This is a genomic window from Candidatus Phaeomarinobacter ectocarpi, from assembly GCF_000689395.1.
GTDB classification, from domain to species: Bacteria; Pseudomonadota; Alphaproteobacteria; order CGMCC-115125; family CGMCC-115125; genus Pyruvatibacter; species Pyruvatibacter ectocarpi.
The window spans coordinates 513,322-530,739 of record NZ_HG966617.1; the positions used below are offsets into that span (position 1 = coordinate 513,322).

General features: G+C 60.0%; 15 protein-coding genes. 9 read left to right on the forward strand and 6 right to left on the reverse strand.

Features of this window, described 5'->3' with window-relative positions; all coding sequences use genetic code 11:
* The first annotated feature begins 13 nt into the window (after positions 1 to 13).
* From BN1012_RS02490 to BN1012_RS02525, 8 genes are all read left to right on the forward strand, one after another.
* Positions 14 to 979: an agmatine deiminase family protein gene (locus tag BN1012_RS02490; protein ID WP_122381387.1), complete on the forward strand. Its 966-nt coding sequence runs from the start codon at positions 14 to 16 to the stop codon at positions 977 to 979.
* Between the two features lie 193 nt (positions 980 to 1,172).
* A complete protein-coding gene (gene ppsA, locus BN1012_RS02495; protein ID WP_081826158.1) occupies positions 1,173 to 3,647 on the forward strand; it encodes a phosphoenolpyruvate synthase in 2,475 nt (824 codons plus the stop codon).
* Entirely contained in the window at positions 3,644 to 4,645 is a 1,002-nt protein-coding gene (locus BN1012_RS02500; protein ID WP_043948405.1) for a hydroxyacid dehydrogenase, read from the forward strand. The genes ppsA and BN1012_RS02500 overlap by 4 nt, the downstream gene beginning before the upstream one ends.
* A 174-nt stretch (positions 4,646 to 4,819) precedes the next feature.
* Positions 4,820 to 5,803, forward strand: coding sequence for an SPFH domain-containing protein (locus BN1012_RS02505; RefSeq protein ID WP_122381388.1), 984 nt, complete (start codon positions 4,820 to 4,822; stop codon positions 5,801 to 5,803).
* Between the two features lie 12 nt (positions 5,804 to 5,815).
* Positions 5,816 to 6,280, forward strand: a complete 465-nt coding sequence (locus tag BN1012_RS02510; protein WP_043948406.1) for an NfeD family protein — start codon at positions 5,816 to 5,818, stop codon at positions 6,278 to 6,280.
* Positions 6,281 to 6,382: 102 nt separating this feature from the next.
* Positions 6,383 to 7,261 (forward strand): TauD/TfdA dioxygenase family protein, encoded by an 879-nt coding sequence (locus tag BN1012_RS02515; protein ID WP_043950538.1) that lies wholly within the window; start codon positions 6,383 to 6,385, stop codon positions 7,259 to 7,261.
* 81 nt (positions 7,262 to 7,342) lie between these two features.
* Entirely contained in the window at positions 7,343 to 7,714 is a 372-nt protein-coding gene (locus tag BN1012_RS02520) for a VOC family protein (RefSeq protein ID WP_043950539.1), read from the forward strand.
* A 142-nt stretch (positions 7,715 to 7,856) separates the two neighbouring features.
* On the forward strand, positions 7,857 to 8,918 hold the full coding sequence (locus BN1012_RS02525; RefSeq protein WP_145973387.1) for a hypothetical protein: 1,062 nt from the start codon (positions 7,857 to 7,859) through the stop codon (positions 8,916 to 8,918).
* Positions 8,919 to 8,945: 27 nt separating this feature from the next.
* Here BN1012_RS02525 and recQ read toward each other — a convergent pair whose 3' ends face one another.
* The gene (gene recQ, locus BN1012_RS02530; protein ID WP_043950540.1) at positions 8,946 to 10,775 is read right to left on the reverse strand and encodes a DNA helicase RecQ; all 1,830 of its coding nucleotides are present in this window, start codon (positions 10,773 to 10,775) and stop codon (positions 8,946 to 8,948) included.
* 73 nt (positions 10,776 to 10,848) lie between these two features.
* A complete protein-coding gene (locus BN1012_RS02535) occupies positions 10,849 to 14,295 on the reverse strand; it encodes a pyruvate carboxylase (protein ID WP_043948408.1) in 3,447 nt (1,148 codons plus the stop codon).
* Positions 14,296 to 14,403: 108 nt separating this feature from the next.
* Here BN1012_RS02535 and BN1012_RS17595 point away from each other — a divergent pair, with 108 nt between their 5' ends.
* Entirely contained in the window at positions 14,404 to 14,550 is a 147-nt protein-coding gene (locus tag BN1012_RS17595; RefSeq protein WP_171815890.1) for a hypothetical protein, read from the forward strand.
* Positions 14,551 to 14,664: 114 nt separating this feature from the next.
* Here BN1012_RS17595 and BN1012_RS02540 read toward each other — a convergent pair whose 3' ends face one another.
* From BN1012_RS02540 to BN1012_RS02555, 4 genes are all read right to left on the reverse strand, one after another.
* Positions 14,665 to 15,024, reverse strand: coding sequence for a hypothetical protein (locus BN1012_RS02540; protein WP_043948409.1), 360 nt, complete (start codon positions 15,022 to 15,024; stop codon positions 14,665 to 14,667).
* Positions 15,025 to 15,139: 115 nt separating this feature from the next.
* Positions 15,140 to 15,385 carry a hypothetical protein gene (locus tag BN1012_RS02545; protein ID WP_043948410.1) on the reverse strand — a complete coding sequence of 82 codons (246 nt, stop codon included), beginning with the start codon at positions 15,383 to 15,385 and terminating at the stop codon, positions 15,140 to 15,142.
* A 142-nt stretch (positions 15,386 to 15,527) separates the two neighbouring features.
* On the reverse strand, positions 15,528 to 16,529 hold the full coding sequence (locus BN1012_RS02550; protein ID WP_171815891.1) for an extracellular solute-binding protein: 1,002 nt from the start codon (positions 16,527 to 16,529) through the stop codon (positions 15,528 to 15,530).
* Between the two features lie 37 nt (positions 16,530 to 16,566).
* Positions 16,567 to 17,418 carry an ABC transporter permease gene (locus BN1012_RS02555; protein WP_043948412.1) on the reverse strand — a complete coding sequence of 284 codons (852 nt, stop codon included), beginning with the start codon at positions 17,416 to 17,418 and terminating at the stop codon, positions 16,567 to 16,569.

Consider the following 17,418-nt stretch of genomic DNA (forward strand, 5'->3'; position numbering starts at 1 on the left):
GGGACCACCCGCCATGGCTGATGATGCCCGCGGCCAGCTCATCATGCTGGCTGCCCCCAGTCTTGATGATCCGTATTACGCCAGCGAGGCGGATGCCATCATCGAGTTTCATATCGCCTTTGCCAATCGCGTCGCAGCGCCCGATCGCGTGCGGGTGCTGGCAGGAGCGGACACGGCTGGCATCTATGCGAAAGCACTGGGTGCTGACCGCGTGGTCACCGCGGCGATGGGAGACATTTGGATCCGTGACTTCGGCATCATGGACGCGGGCAGCAGCGTCATGATGCGCTACACCGCCGCCGGGCAGGGCGGTGGTCGCAACGGCCAGCGCGACGCGGACGCCGTGCAGGAAACCCATGCCGCTTTCCTCGAAAGCGCAGGCATCCTGCCCGTGGCCAGCGATCTGCTGAATGATGGCGGAAACTGGGTCTTTGACGGCGCGGGCAACGCGGTCGTCAGCACCAAGTTCCTGGCCGACAACACGCTGACCGAAGACGAGGCGCGGGCTGCGCTCAGGAAAGCGACCAGCGCGACACACATCGCCTTTATCGAAGCAGACGAGCAGGGTGGTCTTGAACACGCCGACGGTGTCGTCTCGTTCATTGATGACGGCGTGCTGCTAGTCAATTCGTATGCGGATGATCCAGCCTATGAGACGCAGCTTCTCGCCGACCTGCGCCGCGGCCTGCCGGATGTGGACATTCACACCATCGTCAATGCCTATGATGGCACCGATGTTTACGATAGCCGCTTTGGCTCCGCCTGCGGCCTGTATACCAACGCGCTGGTCACCCATCACGCGGTCTACCTGCCGCAATTTGGCATTCCGCAGGACGCGCAGGCCCTAGAAACGGTCACCCGGCTTACTGGCAAAAAGGTGATCCCGGTTGCATCGCACCAGGTCTGTCATATGGGCGGCGGCGTTCGATGCATGTCATCGCAGATCGATCTGCAGCAGGCAGCAGGGCTCCGACCCTAGCGGATATAGCTGCGGGCGTTTGACGCACATCATAGACCCTTCACGCGGCAGGGTGTGTCATGTGTCTGACACCATTGTCTGGTCGGCTTGCCAATGTCCGGTTGGCTTGGATGTGTCACCGCAACAGCGCGGTAATGCGTCTGGCGTCCTTCCGGACCGCGGTCCTCAGAAAATCAGGTCGGAGAGTGCCACCATGCCGTCCACCAAGAAGCACACTAGTTCAAATTCAAAGGCCAAAGCGGCAAAAGAGGTTGCCACGGGCGATCACATTTTGTGGCTGGAAGACGCGCGCGTCACCGATGTGCCGCGTGTGGGGGGCAAGAACGCATCTCTTGGGGAGATGATCGCCAATCTGTCCGGTGTGGGGGTAAAGGTCCCCGGCGGCTTTGCAACCACATCTGATGCCTATCGCGACTTCGTCGCGCACAACGGACTGGACAAAGTCATACGCGCGCAGACGACCGCACTGGCAAAAGGTGAAGCCCCGCTCGCCGAGGTGGGCAAGACGATCCGCTCAGCATTCCTGAAAGCCGCCATGCCCAAGGACCTTGGCAAGGTGATAGCGGGGGCCTATCGCGAGCTGGGCGTGCGCGAAGGAAAGCGCAAGCCGGATGTTGCCGTCCGTTCCTCCGCAACAGCCGAAGACCTGCCTGACGCAAGCTTCGCCGGCCAGCAGGAAAGCTATCTCAATATCTGCGGCAAGGAGGCCCTGCTGGAGCATGTACGCAAATGCTACGCGTCCCTCTTTACAGATCGGGCGATCACCTACCGCAACAACAATGGCTTCGATCATCTTGAGGTGGCGCTCTCCGTGGGGGTGCAGCGCATGGTGCGCTCAGACACCGGCGCGGCGGGCGTCATGTTTTCCATCGATACCGAAACCGGCTTCCCTGATGTGGTGTTGATCACCGGTGCCTGGGGCCTGGGGGAGGCTGTGGTGCAGGGGATCGCAGACCCGGACGAATTCATGGTCTTCAAGCCGCTGCTGGAGAACGACGCATTGTCGCCGATCATCGAACGCAGCCTCGGCACCAAGGAAAAGAAACTCGTCTATGCCGAAGGGGGCAAGAAGCCTACCAAATGGTTGAAGACGAAAGCCGCAGAGCGCACGTGCTTTACGCTGAATAACGAGGAGGTGCTGCAACTGGCGCGCTGGGCCGTCACAATTGAAAAGCACTATGGCTGCCCCATGGACATTGAATGGGCAAAGGACGGCAACACCGGCGAACTTGCCATCGTGCAGGCGCGCCCTGAAACCGTCCAGTCGCGCGCCGAGGCCAGTGGTCTCAAGACCTTCCACGTGTCCAATCAGGGTAAGGAACTCACCTCCGGTCTCGCTGTCGGCTCCGGGGCTGCGGTGGGCAAGGTCATCAACCTTGCGTCACCTCAGGAGATTGACAAGTTCGAGGATGGTGCAATTCTCGTGACCTCCATCACCGACCCGGACTGGGTTCCCATCATGAAGCGCGCCAGTGCCATCGTGACGGACCACGGCGGGCGCACCAGCCATGCAGCCATTGTCAGCCGCGAGCTGGGTCTGACGGCCATCGTCGGCTGCCATGACGCAACAACAGTCCTCAAGACCGGCACCAGCATCACCGCATCCTGTGCGGAAGGCGACGAAGGTCACGTCTATGCCGGGACCGCTGACATTGAGGTGCATGATCTCAGCCTCGACGATATGCCTGAGACCCGTACGAAGCTGATGCTCAATATGGCAACGCCGTCAGCAGCTTTGCGCTGGTGGCGGCTGCCGTCGGATGGCATCGGCCTCGCGCGTTTGGAATTCGTCATCAACAACATCATCAAGGTGCATCCGCTCGCCCTGACGCGCTTTGAAGAGGTTGAGGACAAACAGGCCCGCAAGGCAATTGAGAAAATCACCCTAGGCTACGCGAACAAGGCGGATTACTTCGTCAACACGCTGGCAGAAGGGGTAGCCCGCCTGGCAGCCTCGCAATATCCCCACCCGGTCATCGTGCGGATGAGCGACTTCAAGACCAATGAATATGCAGAACTCATCGGCGGTCGGCAGTTCGAACCGAAAGAGGAAAACCCGATGATCGGCTGGCGCGGGGCCAGTCGCTACTATTCAGATGATTACGCCGATGGATTTGCTCTTGAATGCGCGGCTCTGTTGAAAGTGCGCCGGGAGATGGGCTTCGCGAATGTGGTGGTGATGATCCCCTTCTGCCGCACCCTCGAAGAGGCAGATGCCACGCTGGAAACCATGGCAGCCCATGGCCTCGTGCGCGGCGAGGATGGCCTCGAATTCTATGTGATGTGTGAAGTGCCCTCAAACGTCATTCTGGCAGACGAGTTCGCCAAACGGTTTGACGGCTTTTCCATCGGGTCCAACGACCTGACACAGCTCACCCTTGGGGTGGATCGGGATTCAGCACGCCTCGCGCATCTGTTCGACGAAGAAAACCCGGCCGTCAAACGCATGATCGAGACTGTCATCTCAACCGCCCATCAGTTCGATCGAAAGGTCGGCCTGTGCGGGCAGGGACCCAGCGACAAGCCCAGCTTTGCCGCATTTCTGGTGGAAAACGGAATTGATTCAATGTCCGTGACGCCGGACAGCTTCCTGCGCACCAAGAAGGCCATCGCACAGGAAGAAACCAAGCGCGATGCCCTCTCGAAAAAGAGTACGGCGGCCCAATGAGAATCGTCGTCTTTGAAACCGAAGAGTGGGAACTGGAGCCGCTGAGGTCGCTGGCGCACGGCCATGACGTTGATTTTGTGCCCGGCCGCATAAAGCCGGAAAACGCAGCAGACTATGCGCATGCGGAAATCATCTCGCCCTTTGTCTATTCCAGCGTCACTGCAGACACCATCGCCGCGCTACCAAACCTGAAAATGATCGCGACCCGGTCCACGGGCTATGACCATATTGATGTGGAAGCCTGCAAGGCGCGCGGCATCGCGCTGGCCACCGTGCCCACCTATGGTGACACCACTGTTGCCGAGCATGTGTTCGCGCTGCTGTTGGCGGTGTCGCACAAAATGGTCGAGGCGACCGATCGCACGCGGCGCGGTGACTTTCATCAGGCAGGCCTCCAGGGATTTGACCTGCAGGGCAAGACCATCGGCATTGTCGGCACGGGCCATATCGGCCAGTGCACCATCCGCATTGCCAGAGGCTTTGACATGAACGCCATTGCGCATGACATCGCTCCGGATCAAGAGGCGGCCCGGCAGCTTGGCTTTGACTATGTTCCGTTCCCGGAGCTTCTGGCGCGGTCGGATGTGGTGAGCCTGCATATTCCCGGGGGCAGTGACACGGACCACCTGTTTGACGATGCGGTCTTCGACGCTATGAAGGACGGGGCGGTGCTCATCAATACGGCACGCGGCAATCTGATTGACGTCAACGCGCTCCTCAAGGCACTGGCCACCGGCAAGCTGGCAGGTGCGGGACTGGATGTGCTGCCGGAAGAGCCGACAATTCGCGAAGAGGCGGAACTCCTGCGTTCGGTCTATCTGCGACGCCATAACCTCGAAACCCTGCTGGCGGACCATGTGCTGCTGCATATGCGCAACGTGGTGATCACCCCTCACTCGGCGTTCAACACCAAAGAGGCTGTGCAGCGCATTCTGCAGACCACCCGTCAGAACATTGATGCATTCCTCGACGGAGCCCCTCTCAACCGCGTGGTCTAGCCCACGATTCTGCCGGATTTTCGAGTGGCGATGCCGGTTTTGCTGGTAGGCGATGGCCCGGCTCCCCATATGAAGTATGCTGATCAGCAAGCTCCCTTCGCGAATCTCCATGAGGCTCGCGGCACCCCAATTTTTCCCGCCGCACGACAAACGATGGCAGGACTGGAGGATTTCATGCTCAGCGCTTCCCTTCTTTTCGGACTTGTCCTGCTCGGCCTTGCCGCAGTGCTTGTCTACACCTCCATCAAGATCGTGCCTCAGGGCTTTGAGTACACAGTGGAGCGCTTCGGGCGTTACACCCGCACCCTCTCACCTGGTCTGTGGCTGCTGGTGCCGGTGATGGACCGCGTTGGCCTCAAGATGAACATGATGGAGCAGGTGATCGACATTCCATCGCAGGAAATCATCACGCGCGATAACGCCATGGTGACCGCAGACGCCGTGGCCTTTATTCAGGTGATGGACGCGGCCAGCGCCGCCTATGAGGTGGCCAATCTGGATCGCGCCATTTCCAACCTGTCCGTCACCAATGTGCGAACGGTGCTCGGCTCCATGGACCTGGATGAAATCCTGTCCAATCGCGACGCCATCAACGAGCGCCTGTTGCGCGTGCTGGACCTCGCCACCAACCCGTGGGGCGTCAAGATCACCCGCGTGGAGATCAAGGATCTGAGCCCGCCTGCGGACATCACGGAATCCATGGCCAAGCAGATGAAGGCGGAACGTGAAAAGCGTGCGGAAATTCTGACAGCCGAAGGTGAAAAGTCAGCCGCCATCCTGCGCGCTGAAGGTGAAAAGCAGTCGGCCATTCTTGAAGCCGAAGGCCGCAAGGAAGCAGCTTTCCGCGACGCCGAAGCCCGTGAACGTGAGGCCGAAGCCGAAGCCAAGGCAACCGCCATGGTGAGTGAAGCCATCGCCAAGGGCGACGTGCAGGCGGTCAACTACTTCGTGGCGCAGTCCTATGTCACGGCATTCGGCAAGCTGGCGGAATCGCCCAACCAGAAGACCGTCATCATCCCGGCTGAAACCGCCGGCCTTGTGGGCATGCTGTCAGGCATCGCCGAGTTGAAGGACATCAACAAGATCACCGGTGGATCAGGCGCGCCCGGACCCGCCGGCGGCGGATCGTCCACAAGTGTCCCGTCAAGCAGTTCATAGGCGGGATGCATCATGGAACCCTTCGTCACACTGATAGATTCCGTCCCCTTCTGGGGCTGGTGGGTGCTTGCCATCGCGCTGGTTGCCTTTGAGGTCGTGTTGCCCACGACCCATCTGCTCTGGCCGGCAATTGCGGCCTTTGTCACCGGCGTTCTGGTGCTGGTGCTCGGCGACCCGTTCCCCGCCTGGCAGGTGGCAGCCTTTGCGGTTCTCACCGTTGTCGCAGCCCTCATCGGCCCGCGCTATCTGCAACGCACCTATGAGGAGACGGACCACCCTGAGCTCAACCGCCGTGGCGCCCGCGTCACCGGCGAAATCGCGACGGTGGTTGAGGCCTTCGCCAGCGGCAAGGGCAAGGTCAAGCTGGGCGACACCCAGTGGCTGGCCACCATGAAGGACGGCAGCAATCCGCAGGCCGGCGCGCAGGTAAAGGTCGTGGAGGTGGAAGGCACAAAACTGGTGGTGGCGTCCGCCTGATTGCCTCCCGCCGGTGATGATGATTTAATGCACATCATCAAAAATACCGGACACGACTCCGGAAGGCGCACCCAAGCGCCGGAAGCCAGGGATAGAGAGACAATGAGCACGGTAGATGTGCGCCCCCTTGAGGGCGTCGGCGCGGAAATTCACGGTGTGGACATCGCCGCGGGCCTGTCGAATACGCAGTTTGACGCGATCCACAAGGCGTTTTGTGACCACGGCCTGATCTTCTTCCGCGACCAGACCATCACGGAAAATGACCACATCGAGCTGGCGCAAAAGTTCGGCAATATCGACATCAACCGCTTCTTTGCCGCCCACCCGGACTATCCCGAAATCGCCATGGTCTCAAAGGATGTGGACCAGAAGGACAATATCGGCGGCGGCTGGCATACCGACCATTCCTACGATCGCGACCCGGCCATGGGCTCTATCCTGGTGGCCCGCGAACTGCCGGACTCAGGCGGCGACACCCTGTTTTCCTCCATGTATGCCGCCTATGACAATCTGAGCGACGGCTTCAAGCAGATGCTCGAAGGCCTCAACGCCGTGCATTCCGCAACACACATCTTTGGCTCCGGCCCCGTGGGATACGCCGCACAGACAGATGCCGGTGGCTCTGCCGGCGCCGACGCCAAGGACGATGGCCGCATCGGCAATGCGTCGCTGGCGGACACCATGCCCGACGTCATTCACCCCGTCATCATCACGCACCCCTTGTCCGGCAAGAAGGCGCTCTACGTGAACCCCGCCTTCACCGTGCGCTTTGAAGGCTGGACCGAAGACGAAAGCCGCCCGCTGATGCAGCAGCTTTTTGCCGAGTGCGCGCGGCCTGAATACACCCACCGGTTCGCGTGGAAGCCCGGCTCCATCGCCTTTTGGGACAACCGCGCCACCTGGCACTGGGCCATGAACGACTATCAGGGCCAGCGCCGCGTCATGCACCGCATCACCGTCGAAGGCTGCCCCCTGAGCTAGGCTGGTTTCAGCTCCTGCTTGCGTGAAACACCAAGCAGCGTCACGCTCCCTGTCTCAGCCAAGGGACAGGAGCGCGACACAATGAATCTCGGAAATTTCTCCGTCAGCCTCGCCGTCAAGGACCTCAAGGCCTCGCGGACATTTTATGAGAAGCTGGGTTTTGCCGCCGTCGGCGGCGACGAAGCCCAGAACTTCCTCATCCTCGCCAGCCCCTCAGCCACCATCGGTCTGTTTCAGGGCATGTTCGAAAAGAACACCCTGACCTTCAATCCCGGCTGGGACGCCGCCGGCAACACGCTTGATGAGTTCACCGACGTCCGCGACATCCAGAAGGCCCTCAAGGCTTCAGGCATCGCCCTCATCGAGGAAGCCGACGAAACCACTACCGGCCCCGCCCACATCACACTCATTGATCCCGACGGCAACCCGGTGCTGATTGATCAGCATGTGTAGATTTTTTTATTTGTCGTAGCGCGAAAGACAGACGAGCATTGCGTCCACTATGGAATGCATGACGTTTTCCTAGTCTCTGAATTGCAGAGACCTATGAACTCTCCTTGATGTTTGAGCTAAGTACCGGATGGGGAACCAAAAAATGCCGCGCGCAAAAATGCTCATAGGCGGGCGCCGTCTGAGACGAGTATTGGAGTTGCCACTGTTGGGTATCTGCGGTTTTTTTGCCATTGCATCACCCACCCTTGCAAGTGGTATCCAGGCGAACGACGTTGGAAAAACCGCTCTTGAGCAGATATTGAAAACAGGCGCCAGTATCGACGAATTGGCGGAAGAAATCTCGTCTCTTCTGCTGGGTCGGGATAATCGGGTTCTAAAATGGAGACAAGATATAGAGCCTGTTCTTACTGTTGCCGTAACCCGAGGGCGGTCACATGTGGAAGCCGCCAAGCTAGAAAATCTTCTCGAGGAACTGTCTCGTTTGGTTGTAGAGGCCACGGGCACTCATTGGGAAATTGAGATTGTTGAATCAGTACCCACCCGCCTTCGTACTAGTGAAGCGGTAATAAGGGTCGGCGGTTGGAACAAAAAACAACCTGACGTTGGTCTTCACTACCAGACCTATTGCGCGGAAGTCTCCTGTCTGGGCTTCCGCACGGCCACATACCCTCTTAGCGTTGCCAAGACAGAGGCCAAAATGCTCGAACGGGGAATCCGCGATCCGCAATTCGAAACATCTGGTAAGGAAGTATCCTGGTTTGAAATTGCAAACGGTCGCGGGAATGAGCTGTTGCAACATACCCACTTCGAAACGGCTCATTCCCAAGCGCACATCTTTGCCAGTTCAGAAAGAGAAATTATTCACACGTATTGTTTTGTGGCGCGCACGGAAGCGCCGCGTTGGCTTAGGAGTCAGTTTCTGGAATGCTTTTTGCGCTCTCTTGGTTTTGTAGGCAGTTCGCGGTTGTATCCAAAATCCGTTCTGGGTGTTCGTTTGCCGGAACGGCCCGACCTGTTCCTCAACAATAAAGAACGAGTATCAGCCGAAGAGCATGCGGCGAACCTGCCTAATGATCTTCAGCCGTTTGACCTACTGGCTCTACGAGTACATGCAGATGGGCGATTAAAGCCAGGTGCCGACCAGGAGGAAACCAGGCAAGTCGTGGCACAAGTGCTTTCTGATTTGAAAAATGCGTCCCAATAGCCAGTGGCTAATCAGACAGAGCCACACCTAATGCTGACCAACCACTTCCAAAAACACCGCCCCGAACTTCTCGAGCTTGCGCGCGCCGACGCCGCTGATCTCGGCCATTTCGTCCAGCGAGCTTGGGCGGGCCATGGCCATTTCCACCAGCGTCTTGTCGGGGAAGATGACGTAGGCGGGGACGTTCTGCGCCCTGGCCAGTTCCGTGCGCTTGGCCTTGAGGGCCATCAGCAATTCTCCATCGCGTTCTGAGAGATCGACCGGCGGTTTGGCCTTGCGCGGCGTTTTGCTCTTCGGGCTGCTGCGGCGACGGTCCTGCCTTCTCTCTTTTGGGCCAGGCGGATGCCGCAGGGCCACGGTCTCGCCCTGTTTCAGCACGGCCCAGCCGGGTTCCGTCACCAGCCACGAGCCATATTGCGGATCAACCGACGTCAGCCCCAGCGCATACATCTGGCGGCAGATGTCGCGCCATTGATGCTTGTCATAGTGCGCACCCAGCCCGAAGGTCGGCAGCTGATCGTGACGCAGCGTGCGCACGCGCTCGGTGTCTTCGCCGCGCAGCACGGCAATCACATGCTCAAGGCCAAACCGCTCGCCGGTACGGATCATGGCGGACAGCGCCTTTTGCGCGTCCTGCGTGCCATCGTAAGTCTCGACTGGCGACTTGCACAAATCGCAATGGCCGCAGGGGCCATGGTCGCGCTCGCCAAAGAACGACAACAGCACCTGTCGGCGACAGTTTGGCGCTTCCGCCAGCGCCAGCAACGCATTCAGCCGTTGATGGTCAGCGCGCTTTCTGTCGTCCGGCGCGTCACTGTCGTCAATCTGCAAACGCCGCAGCTTGATGTCGTCAATTCCGTACAGCGTCAGCGTCGCGGCAGGCAGGCCATCGCGGCCCGCGCGGCCCACTTCCTGATAATAGCTTTCCATGCTCTTGGGCATATCCGCATGCACCACAAAGCGGACGTCCGGTTTGTCGATGCCCATGCCGAAAGCGACAGTGGCGCAGATGACGATGCCATCTTCCCGGGTAAACCGGTCCTGTCTTATCTGACGCGTCTCGCCGTCCAGCCCGGCGTGATAGGCCAGCGCCTCTACGCCTTTGGACTGCAGGTGCTCTGCAAAGCTTTCCGTCTTGGCGCGCGACGAGCAATAGACAATGCCTGCTTCGCCGGGATGCTGCGCGACGAAATCCGCCACCTGCGTCTTTGGCTGCGCCTTGGGCTCAAACGCCAGAAACAGGTTCGGCCGATCAAAGCCGCCCAGAAACACGTCCGGCTCCTGCGTGAAGAGCTTGGCAGCAATCTCCCCGCGCGTCTCTTCGTCAGCGGTGGCCGTAAAGGCCGTGATCTGGATGTGGCCAAGCTGGGCACTGAGTTGATCACGCAGCGCGCCGATCTTGAGATAGTCCGGCCGGAAGTCATGACCCCATTGGCTCACACAGTGCGCTTCGTCGATGGCCAGCATCGACACGCCCGCCCGCTGCAGCAATCCGCTGGCAATCGACAGGCGTTCGGGCGCCATGAACAAGAGCTTGAGCACGCCATCATCAATCGCCTGATGAATGCGCTCGGCTTCATACGGGTCCGTGTTGGAGGTCAGCGCGCCTGCTTCCACGCCATTGGCCTGAAGGGCGGCCACCTGATCGCGCATCAGCGCAATGAGCGGCGACACGACAACCGTCAGCCCGTCGCGCATCAAGGCGGGGAGTTGATAGCACAGCGACTTGCCAGCCCCCGTCGGCATGATGGCCAGCACGTCCTGACCGCCAAGAATGGACGCGACAATGTCCTCCTGTCCCGGACGAAAATCGTCAAAGCCGAATACGGTTTTGAGGAGCGCACGGGCATCAGCCATGTGGTCTGCGGTTCCTTCCGGGGCCAGGGCAGGGGCGAGGCCAGGAGCGAGGGCGGCGGCAGGACTTGCGGTGCTAGGCATCCGTAAACGTCATGATCAGGTCTTTCGCGTCAATGGTGATGCCCGGTTCCACCATGAGTTCTGCAATCACGCCATCGCGCTCGGCGGTGACACTGGTCTGCATCTTCATGGCCTCAAGGGCAACAAGCGTATCCCCTGCTTTAACTGAGTCGCCCGGTTTTACCGAAATCTGCACAACCAGCCCCGGCATGGGGGCCCCCACATGGTTGGGGTTGGCTGCATCCGCCTTGGGCCGCTCGGCGGCAGGGGCGGCAAGGTGCGTATCCAGCACCTTGACCTGGCGCGGCTGCCCGTTCAGTTCGAAAAAGACCCGGCGATAGCCCTCCTGATCAGCTTCCGAGACCCCAAGGCAGCGGATGACCAGCGTCTTGCCTTTATCGATATGGACAGAGATTTCCTCGCCCACATCCATGCCGGTGAAGAAGACCGGCGTCGGCAGCACCTCCACGTCGCCATTGTCCATCTGATGGGTGGCAAAATCCGTGAATACTTTCGGGTACATGAGATAGGCGGCCAAGTCCTCGTCACTCATGTCACGGCCCACAGCTTCCGCAGCTTTGGCCCGTTCAGCTTCAAGGTCCGCCGGTGGCAGATGCGCGCCGGGACGTCCCGTCAGCGGCGTCTTGCCCTTGAGCACCCGGTTGGTGATGTCATCCGGGAACCCGCCGGGCGGTGTCCCCAGCTCGCCGTTCAGCAGCTGGATGACGCTTTCAGGAAAGGCAATGTCCTTGTCCGGGTCCAGCACGTCTTCGACCGTCAGTCCGGACGACATCATGTAGAGCGCCAGATCACCCACGACCTTGGAGGAGGGCGTCACCTTCACGATGTTGCCCAAGAGCTTGTTGACGGCCGCATAAGCACCCGCCACTTCTGGCCAGCGATGGTCCAGCCCCATGGCTTTGGCCTGCTGGCGAAGGTTCGTGTACTGACCACCGGGAATTTCATGGCGATAGACGTCGGACGTGCCCGCGCGAATATCGCTCTCATACGGTCCGTAATGCTTGCGGACCTGCTCCCAATAGGTGGTGACCGCAATGAGCGCATCCGCATCCAGCCCCGTGTCGCGCTCCTGATGGCGCAGGGCCGCGGCGATGGAGCCAAGATTAGGCTGTGACGTGACGCCCGACATGCTATCGATGGCCGCATCCACCGCGTCCACGCCGGCGTCAGACGCCGCCAGCACACTGGCTGCTGCGGCCCCGGATGTATCATGGGTGTGGAAATGGATCGGCAGGTCGGTTTCCTGCCGCAACGCTGTCACCAGTTGCCGGATCGCTGCAGGCTTGCACAGCCCGGCCATATCCTTGATGCCGATGATGTGTGCGCCTGCTGCCTCAAACTGTTTGGCAAGACCCAGATAATAATCGAGCGTGAACTTGGTCTCAGTGGGGCTGGTAAGATCGCCCGAATAGCAGATGGCGGCTTCGCACAGCTTGCCGGTCTTGGCCACTTCTTCGATGGCAGGCACCATGTTGTCTGCCACGTTGAGGCAGTCAAACACGCGGAACAGGTCAATGCCCGCATCCGCTGCGCGATCAATGAAGTAGGTCACGACGTTGTCGGGATAATTCGTGTAGCCAACCGCATTGGCCGAGCGCAGCAGCATCTGCGTCAGCACATTCGGCATCGCCGCGCGCAACTGATGCAGCCGCGACCACGGGTCTTCATGCAAAAACCGCATGGCCACATCGAAGGTCGCCCCGCCCCAGCACTCAACTGAAAAGAGCTCCGGCATGGCGCGCGACATATAGGGCGCAATCGCCACAATGTCGTTGGTGCGCATACGCGTGGCAAGCAGCGACTGGTGCGCATCCCGCATGGTAGTGTCGGTCACCAACAGACGTTTTTCGTCCCGCATCCACTGTGCGAACTTTTCAGGACCCATCTGGTCAAGCAGCTGCTTGGTGCCATCGCGCGGCGTCTGCATATCCAGATGCGGCGGGTGAACAATGGCGCGCGATACGGTATCGGCTGCGTCCTTCGTTTCCGGGTTACCATTGACGGTTACCTCGCCGATGAATTTCAGCAGGCGCGTTGCGCGGTCCTTGCGTGGCTTGAAGTCAAACAGCTCCGGCGTTTCATCAATGAATCGCGTCGAGTAATTGAGTGCCAGAAATTCCTTGTGGTCGATCAGGTTTTCAAGAAACGCGATATTGGTCTGCACACCGCGAATACGAAACTCGCCCAGCGCCCGCCGCATCCGCTTGATGCATTCATCCTGCGTCGGCGCCCAGGCGGTGACCTTCTCCAGCATGGAATCGTAATAGCGAGTGATGAGCGCACCGGAATAGGCGGTGCCACCATCCAGCCGGATGCCAAAGCCGTTGGCCCCGCGATAAATCTGGATGCGGCCGTGGTCAGGAATGAAATTCTGCTCCGGGTCTTCCGTGGTGATGCGGCACTGCATGGCATGGCCATTGAGATGCACGTCTGCCTGCGCTGGGATACGCCCGTCGCCGATCTTCGCCCCTTCAGCGACAGCCAGCTGCGCCTTCACAACGTCAACGCCGGTCACTTCTTCGGTGACCGTGTGTTCCACCTGAATGCGTGGATTGACCTCGATGAAGTAGAACGCGCCCGTTTCCATATCCATCAGGAATTCAGCTGTGCCCGCATTCTGGTACTGCGCGGCGTTGGCCAGCTTGAGGGCCGCGTCACAGACTTCCTGCCGCTGCGCCTCGTCGAGATAGGGCGCGGGCGCGCGCTCAACGACTTTCTGGTTGCGGCGTTGGACCGAGCAATCGCGTTCATAGAGGTGAATGACATTGCCGTGGGAATCTCCCAGGAGCTGCACTTCCACGTGGCGGGCGCGCTCCACCAGTTTTTCGAGATAGACCTCGTCATTGCCAAAGGCCGCCTTGGCTTCGCTGCGCCCGGCCTGCACTTGGCCCTTCAGTTCGTCCGCCGTGTAGATGCGGCGCATACCCCGCCCGCCGCCGCCCCAGCTCGCCTTGAGCATCAGCGGGTAGCCGATCTTGTCGGCAATCACCGCGACTTCATCGAGGTCAGTGGGAAGGGCATCTGACGCGGGTACCACCGGCACACCCGCCTCAATGGCAAGGTTGCGGGCCGACACCTTGTTGCCAAGGCGCTTCATCACGTCGGCGGGCGGACCCACAAAAATAAGGCCCGCGTCTGCGCAGGCTTCCACAAAGTCGGGACGCTCCGACAGGAAGCCGTAACCGGGATGCACCGCGTCCGCGCCGGCCTCTTTTGCCACGCGGATCATTTCATCTATGGAGAGATAGGCTTCGACGGGCCCACGCCCTTCGCCGATCAGATAGCTCTCATCCGCCTTGAAACGGTGCAGCGCCAGGCGGTCCTGCTCGGAGTAGACCGCCACCGTCTCGATGTCGCGCTCCGCCGCCGCCCGCATGACGCGAATGGCAATCTCGCTTCGGTTGGCGACGAGCAGCTTCTTGATCTGGCGGTCCGGCATGGATTTAGGCCCCGATTACACTTCGAATTGGCATAGGATGGCCGGGCAATCGGGGGTGGGCAAGGCCTGTGGCACCGGTTGGAGACATGTCGCAGGAATGGAACACAAATGGGCTCAATCCTTATCAATCTGATCCTTTTGGTCGGCGCGGCGGTACTTTATGGACTCGGCGAGTTCTGGGTGCCGATCATCGTGGCAGCTGTTGCGGGCCCGATGCTGGGCATGTCCATCGTCAAACACTTTGGCGGTGAATGACGGTTCCGCCTTTGGATTGATGGACATGAGAAAGCCCGAAACGAAAAAGGCGGAAGCGCATTTGCAGCACTTCCGCCCATTCTTTTGCCAAAAGGCAAATGGTGTCAGCTTGGCTTAGAAGCCTTTGCCTTCAGTCACTGCCCAGGTGCTGACGCCAGCTTCGCCTGGAATCTCGCCTGAGGCACCAACGGCAGGTGCCTCTTCAGTCACAGTCACACAGGCTTCGTCTTCGCCCGGGAAAGCTGTGCAGATGTCCTGTCCATTGACGGACCATGTGCCTGAGGCTGTGGAGCCATCAGGAGCCTGGCGCTCAACGGTGGATGCATCTGGGTAGTACAGAATGACGCTTGCGCCATCAGGGCCGGTCACGGTGACCGAGTTGCCCACAAGACCGGAACCAACATTGGCAAGGGCTGCAACAGCGCCCGCACCGGTCAGCAAGGCAGCAAGTGCCACGCTCTTTAGAATTCGCATAGAAAATCTCCCTGGATTTCCGTGGATTAGGTGTCCCACGCGGGCAAAACGTTAACCACGATGGCGCGGCGATGCCACACATTTTTTCGCGGAAGAAAAGCCGCCCAGACCCGGCCTAATTGCGCGGCGGGCGCATCATGAAAATGATCAGCCAGAGGGGAATAATCACAACAATACCGAGCATGAGGTTGGGCAAAGCCAAGGCCCAGCCGCGGGCGATCAGCGCCCCGATATCAGCCGGAGTCGCGTTGATTTGCGACAGGACTTCCGTGGCGTCAGTTCCCAGAAAATGCAGGATGACGGCGATGGCGGCTGAGACAACCGCCAGCCGCCACAAAATCGATACGAGATCAAAAAGCATTCTGCCTCTCCCGCAGGCTCATTCCCCCAGCACCATCGGACCGCTGATTCTAAGCGCGCGGCGCTGCTGGCGATAACCTACTACCCTTTGCACCGGATTGACGAGGCACCGGATTGACGAGATGGCGTGTCCGACGGCCTGTTCAATGGGGCAGGGCAGGCGACTGGCCCTGTTCATGAACGTCGAGCCATGTGGCGAACCGGGCTTCAATGTCGTCGCCATGGTCTGCCCAGAAGTCCGCATTGTCGGCCAGTCCGGTAACAGCGATGTTGTGCGACTGCGCTGTGGGCAGCAAGGGTGCAAGAGAGGCAGGAATGTTGCGCCATGCTTGCGGATTGACCGGCCCTGCAAGCAATGCCTCCGCCAGCAAAGCCTGCCCCGTTTCTGAAAGCACCGCGTTGAGCAGGCGACGCACAGTCTCCTGGTCAGATGTAGCGGCCGGGAAGACAACAAGCCTCTGCACCCGATATATCTGCCCTGCAAACGAAATCTGGAAGGCTGAGGACGCGTCCGGCTGCTGCTGAACAATGTGGGCTGCGTGGACCGATGGGAGGGCCGCGGCAGCAACAGCGTCTGCCCGCAAAAGCGCCACGGCATCGTCCGGTGTATCCCAGAACACGATCTGGGCCTGGGCAAACAGAGCGTCCAGCTTGTCCAGAGCGCGGGTGACGCCCTCTGGTGTTTCCAGCAAGGCGTACACATCACCCAGCGCGATCCCGTCGGCCATCAAGGCGATTTCCAGTGTGCCCCGCGCCCCGCGCGGCAGTGCGCGCGCACCGGGAAAGCTCTCTGCATCAAAAAAGGCAGCCCAACTGTCCGGGCCGTCTGATCGAGTCGTCAGCACCAGCGACGTCACCAGATATCCAACGCCGCATTGATGCGTCACATCCAGTGTCAGTGAGGGGGGAAAGGCCTGGGCAAGCTCAGGATTAAGCGGCTGTGCCGGGCCATCGTCACACATAAGGTTGGCCGCATCCGTCTCCGCATCCACGAGTGAGGCCGTGCTGGCGGCAGCATTCAGCGACCCGTCATACCGTTCGACGATCACCGGCAGGTCCGGCGACGCCGAGGCCGCCGCTGCGAGGGCATCGCCCCAGGCGCCTTCATAGGTCAGCAGCTTGACTTGCGCATGCGCGGTGCTCACGAAACCTGCCATCAAGACGGCAACAGCATATGTGAGGCTAAGACGCATCCAGACCCCGCATGCGCTCGGACCGTCGCCGCAACAATTCAACTGCCGTCAGCAGTGCGATGGATACCAGGACGAGAGATGTCGCAACCGCCAGAATGGTTGGCGATATCTGCTCGCGAATGCCGGCCCACATCTGGCGCGGAATGGTCCGCTCTTCAAAGCCAGCCATGAAAAGCACCACCACCACCTCGTCAAACGATGTGACAAAGGCAAACAGGCCGCCGGAGACGACGCCGGGCAGAATGATCGGCATGGTGACTTTGAAGAACGCCACATGCGGCGGCGCCCCCAATGACAAGGCGGCCCGGGTCAGATTTTGATCATAGCCCGACAGCGTGGCCGTCACAGTGATGATGACAAAGGGAATGCCAAGGGCTGTATGGGCCAGGATGATGCCCAGATGAGTCTGTGACAGCCCGATTGAGGAATAGAAGAAATACATGCCGGTGGCGGTGATAACGATCGGGACGATCATCGGCGAGATCAGCACCGCCATAATGGTTCGGCGATAGGGCATGGCGGGGCTGGCCAGCCCAAGTGCTGCCAGCGTGCCCAGACCCGTTGCCATGAAGGTGGCCGCGATGCCGATGACAAAGCTGTTGCGGATTGAATGCAGCCATTGATCATTCTCGATGATGTCGCGATACCACCGGCCCGAAAACGCGTCGGGCTGGAGCGCCAGCATCTCCGGCGTGAACGTGAAATAGGGCTGAGCGTTGAACGACAGTGGAATGATCACCAGCAGCGGCGCGATGAGAAACACGAAGATCGCGCCGCACAGAACCCGGAAGCTGTAGTACCAGACGCGCTCACCAGCGCTTGCATAGACGGGAGGAGGCAT

Excerpts from the sequence above, each read along its gene's own strand:
- BN1012_RS02545 (WP_043948410.1), bottom strand. The coding sequence starts at position 15,385 with ATGCTTTTTGATCTCGTATCGATTTTGTGGCGGCTGGCGGTTGTCTCA.
- BN1012_RS02520 (WP_043950539.1), top strand. The coding sequence starts at position 7,343 with ATGAATCTCGGAAATTTCTCCGTCAGCCTCGCCGTCAAGGACCTCAAG.
- ppsA (WP_081826158.1), top strand. The coding sequence starts at position 1,173 with ATGCCGTCCACCAAGAAGCACACTAGTTCAAATTCAAAGGCCAAAGCG.
- BN1012_RS02535 (WP_043948408.1), bottom strand. The coding sequence starts at position 14,295 with ATGCCGGACCGCCAGATCAAGAAGCTGCTCGTCGCCAACCGAAGCGAG.
- BN1012_RS02510 (WP_043948406.1), top strand. The coding sequence starts at position 5,816 with ATGGAACCCTTCGTCACACTGATAGATTCCGTCCCCTTCTGGGGCTGG.
- BN1012_RS02540 (WP_043948409.1), bottom strand. The coding sequence starts at position 15,024 with ATGCGAATTCTAAAGAGCGTGGCACTTGCTGCCTTGCTGACCGGTGCG.
- BN1012_RS02505 (WP_122381388.1), top strand. The coding sequence starts at position 4,820 with ATGCTCAGCGCTTCCCTTCTTTTCGGACTTGTCCTGCTCGGCCTTGCC.
- BN1012_RS02555 (WP_043948412.1), bottom strand. The coding sequence starts at position 17,418 with ATGCCTCCTCCCGTCTATGCAAGCGCTGGTGAGCGCGTCTGGTACTAC.
- BN1012_RS02515 (WP_043950538.1), top strand. The coding sequence starts at position 6,383 with ATGAGCACGGTAGATGTGCGCCCCCTTGAGGGCGTCGGCGCGGAAATT.
- recQ (WP_043950540.1), bottom strand. The coding sequence starts at position 10,775 with ATGGCTGATGCCCGTGCGCTCCTCAAAACCGTATTCGGCTTTGACGAT.
- BN1012_RS17595 (WP_171815890.1), top strand. The coding sequence starts at position 14,404 with ATGGGCTCAATCCTTATCAATCTGATCCTTTTGGTCGGCGCGGCGGTA.
- BN1012_RS02525 (WP_145973387.1), top strand. The coding sequence starts at position 7,857 with ATGCCGCGCGCAAAAATGCTCATAGGCGGGCGCCGTCTGAGACGAGTA.
- BN1012_RS02500 (WP_043948405.1), top strand. The coding sequence starts at position 3,644 with ATGAGAATCGTCGTCTTTGAAACCGAAGAGTGGGAACTGGAGCCGCTG.
- BN1012_RS02490 (WP_122381387.1), top strand. The coding sequence starts at position 14 with ATGGCTGATGATGCCCGCGGCCAGCTCATCATGCTGGCTGCCCCCAGT.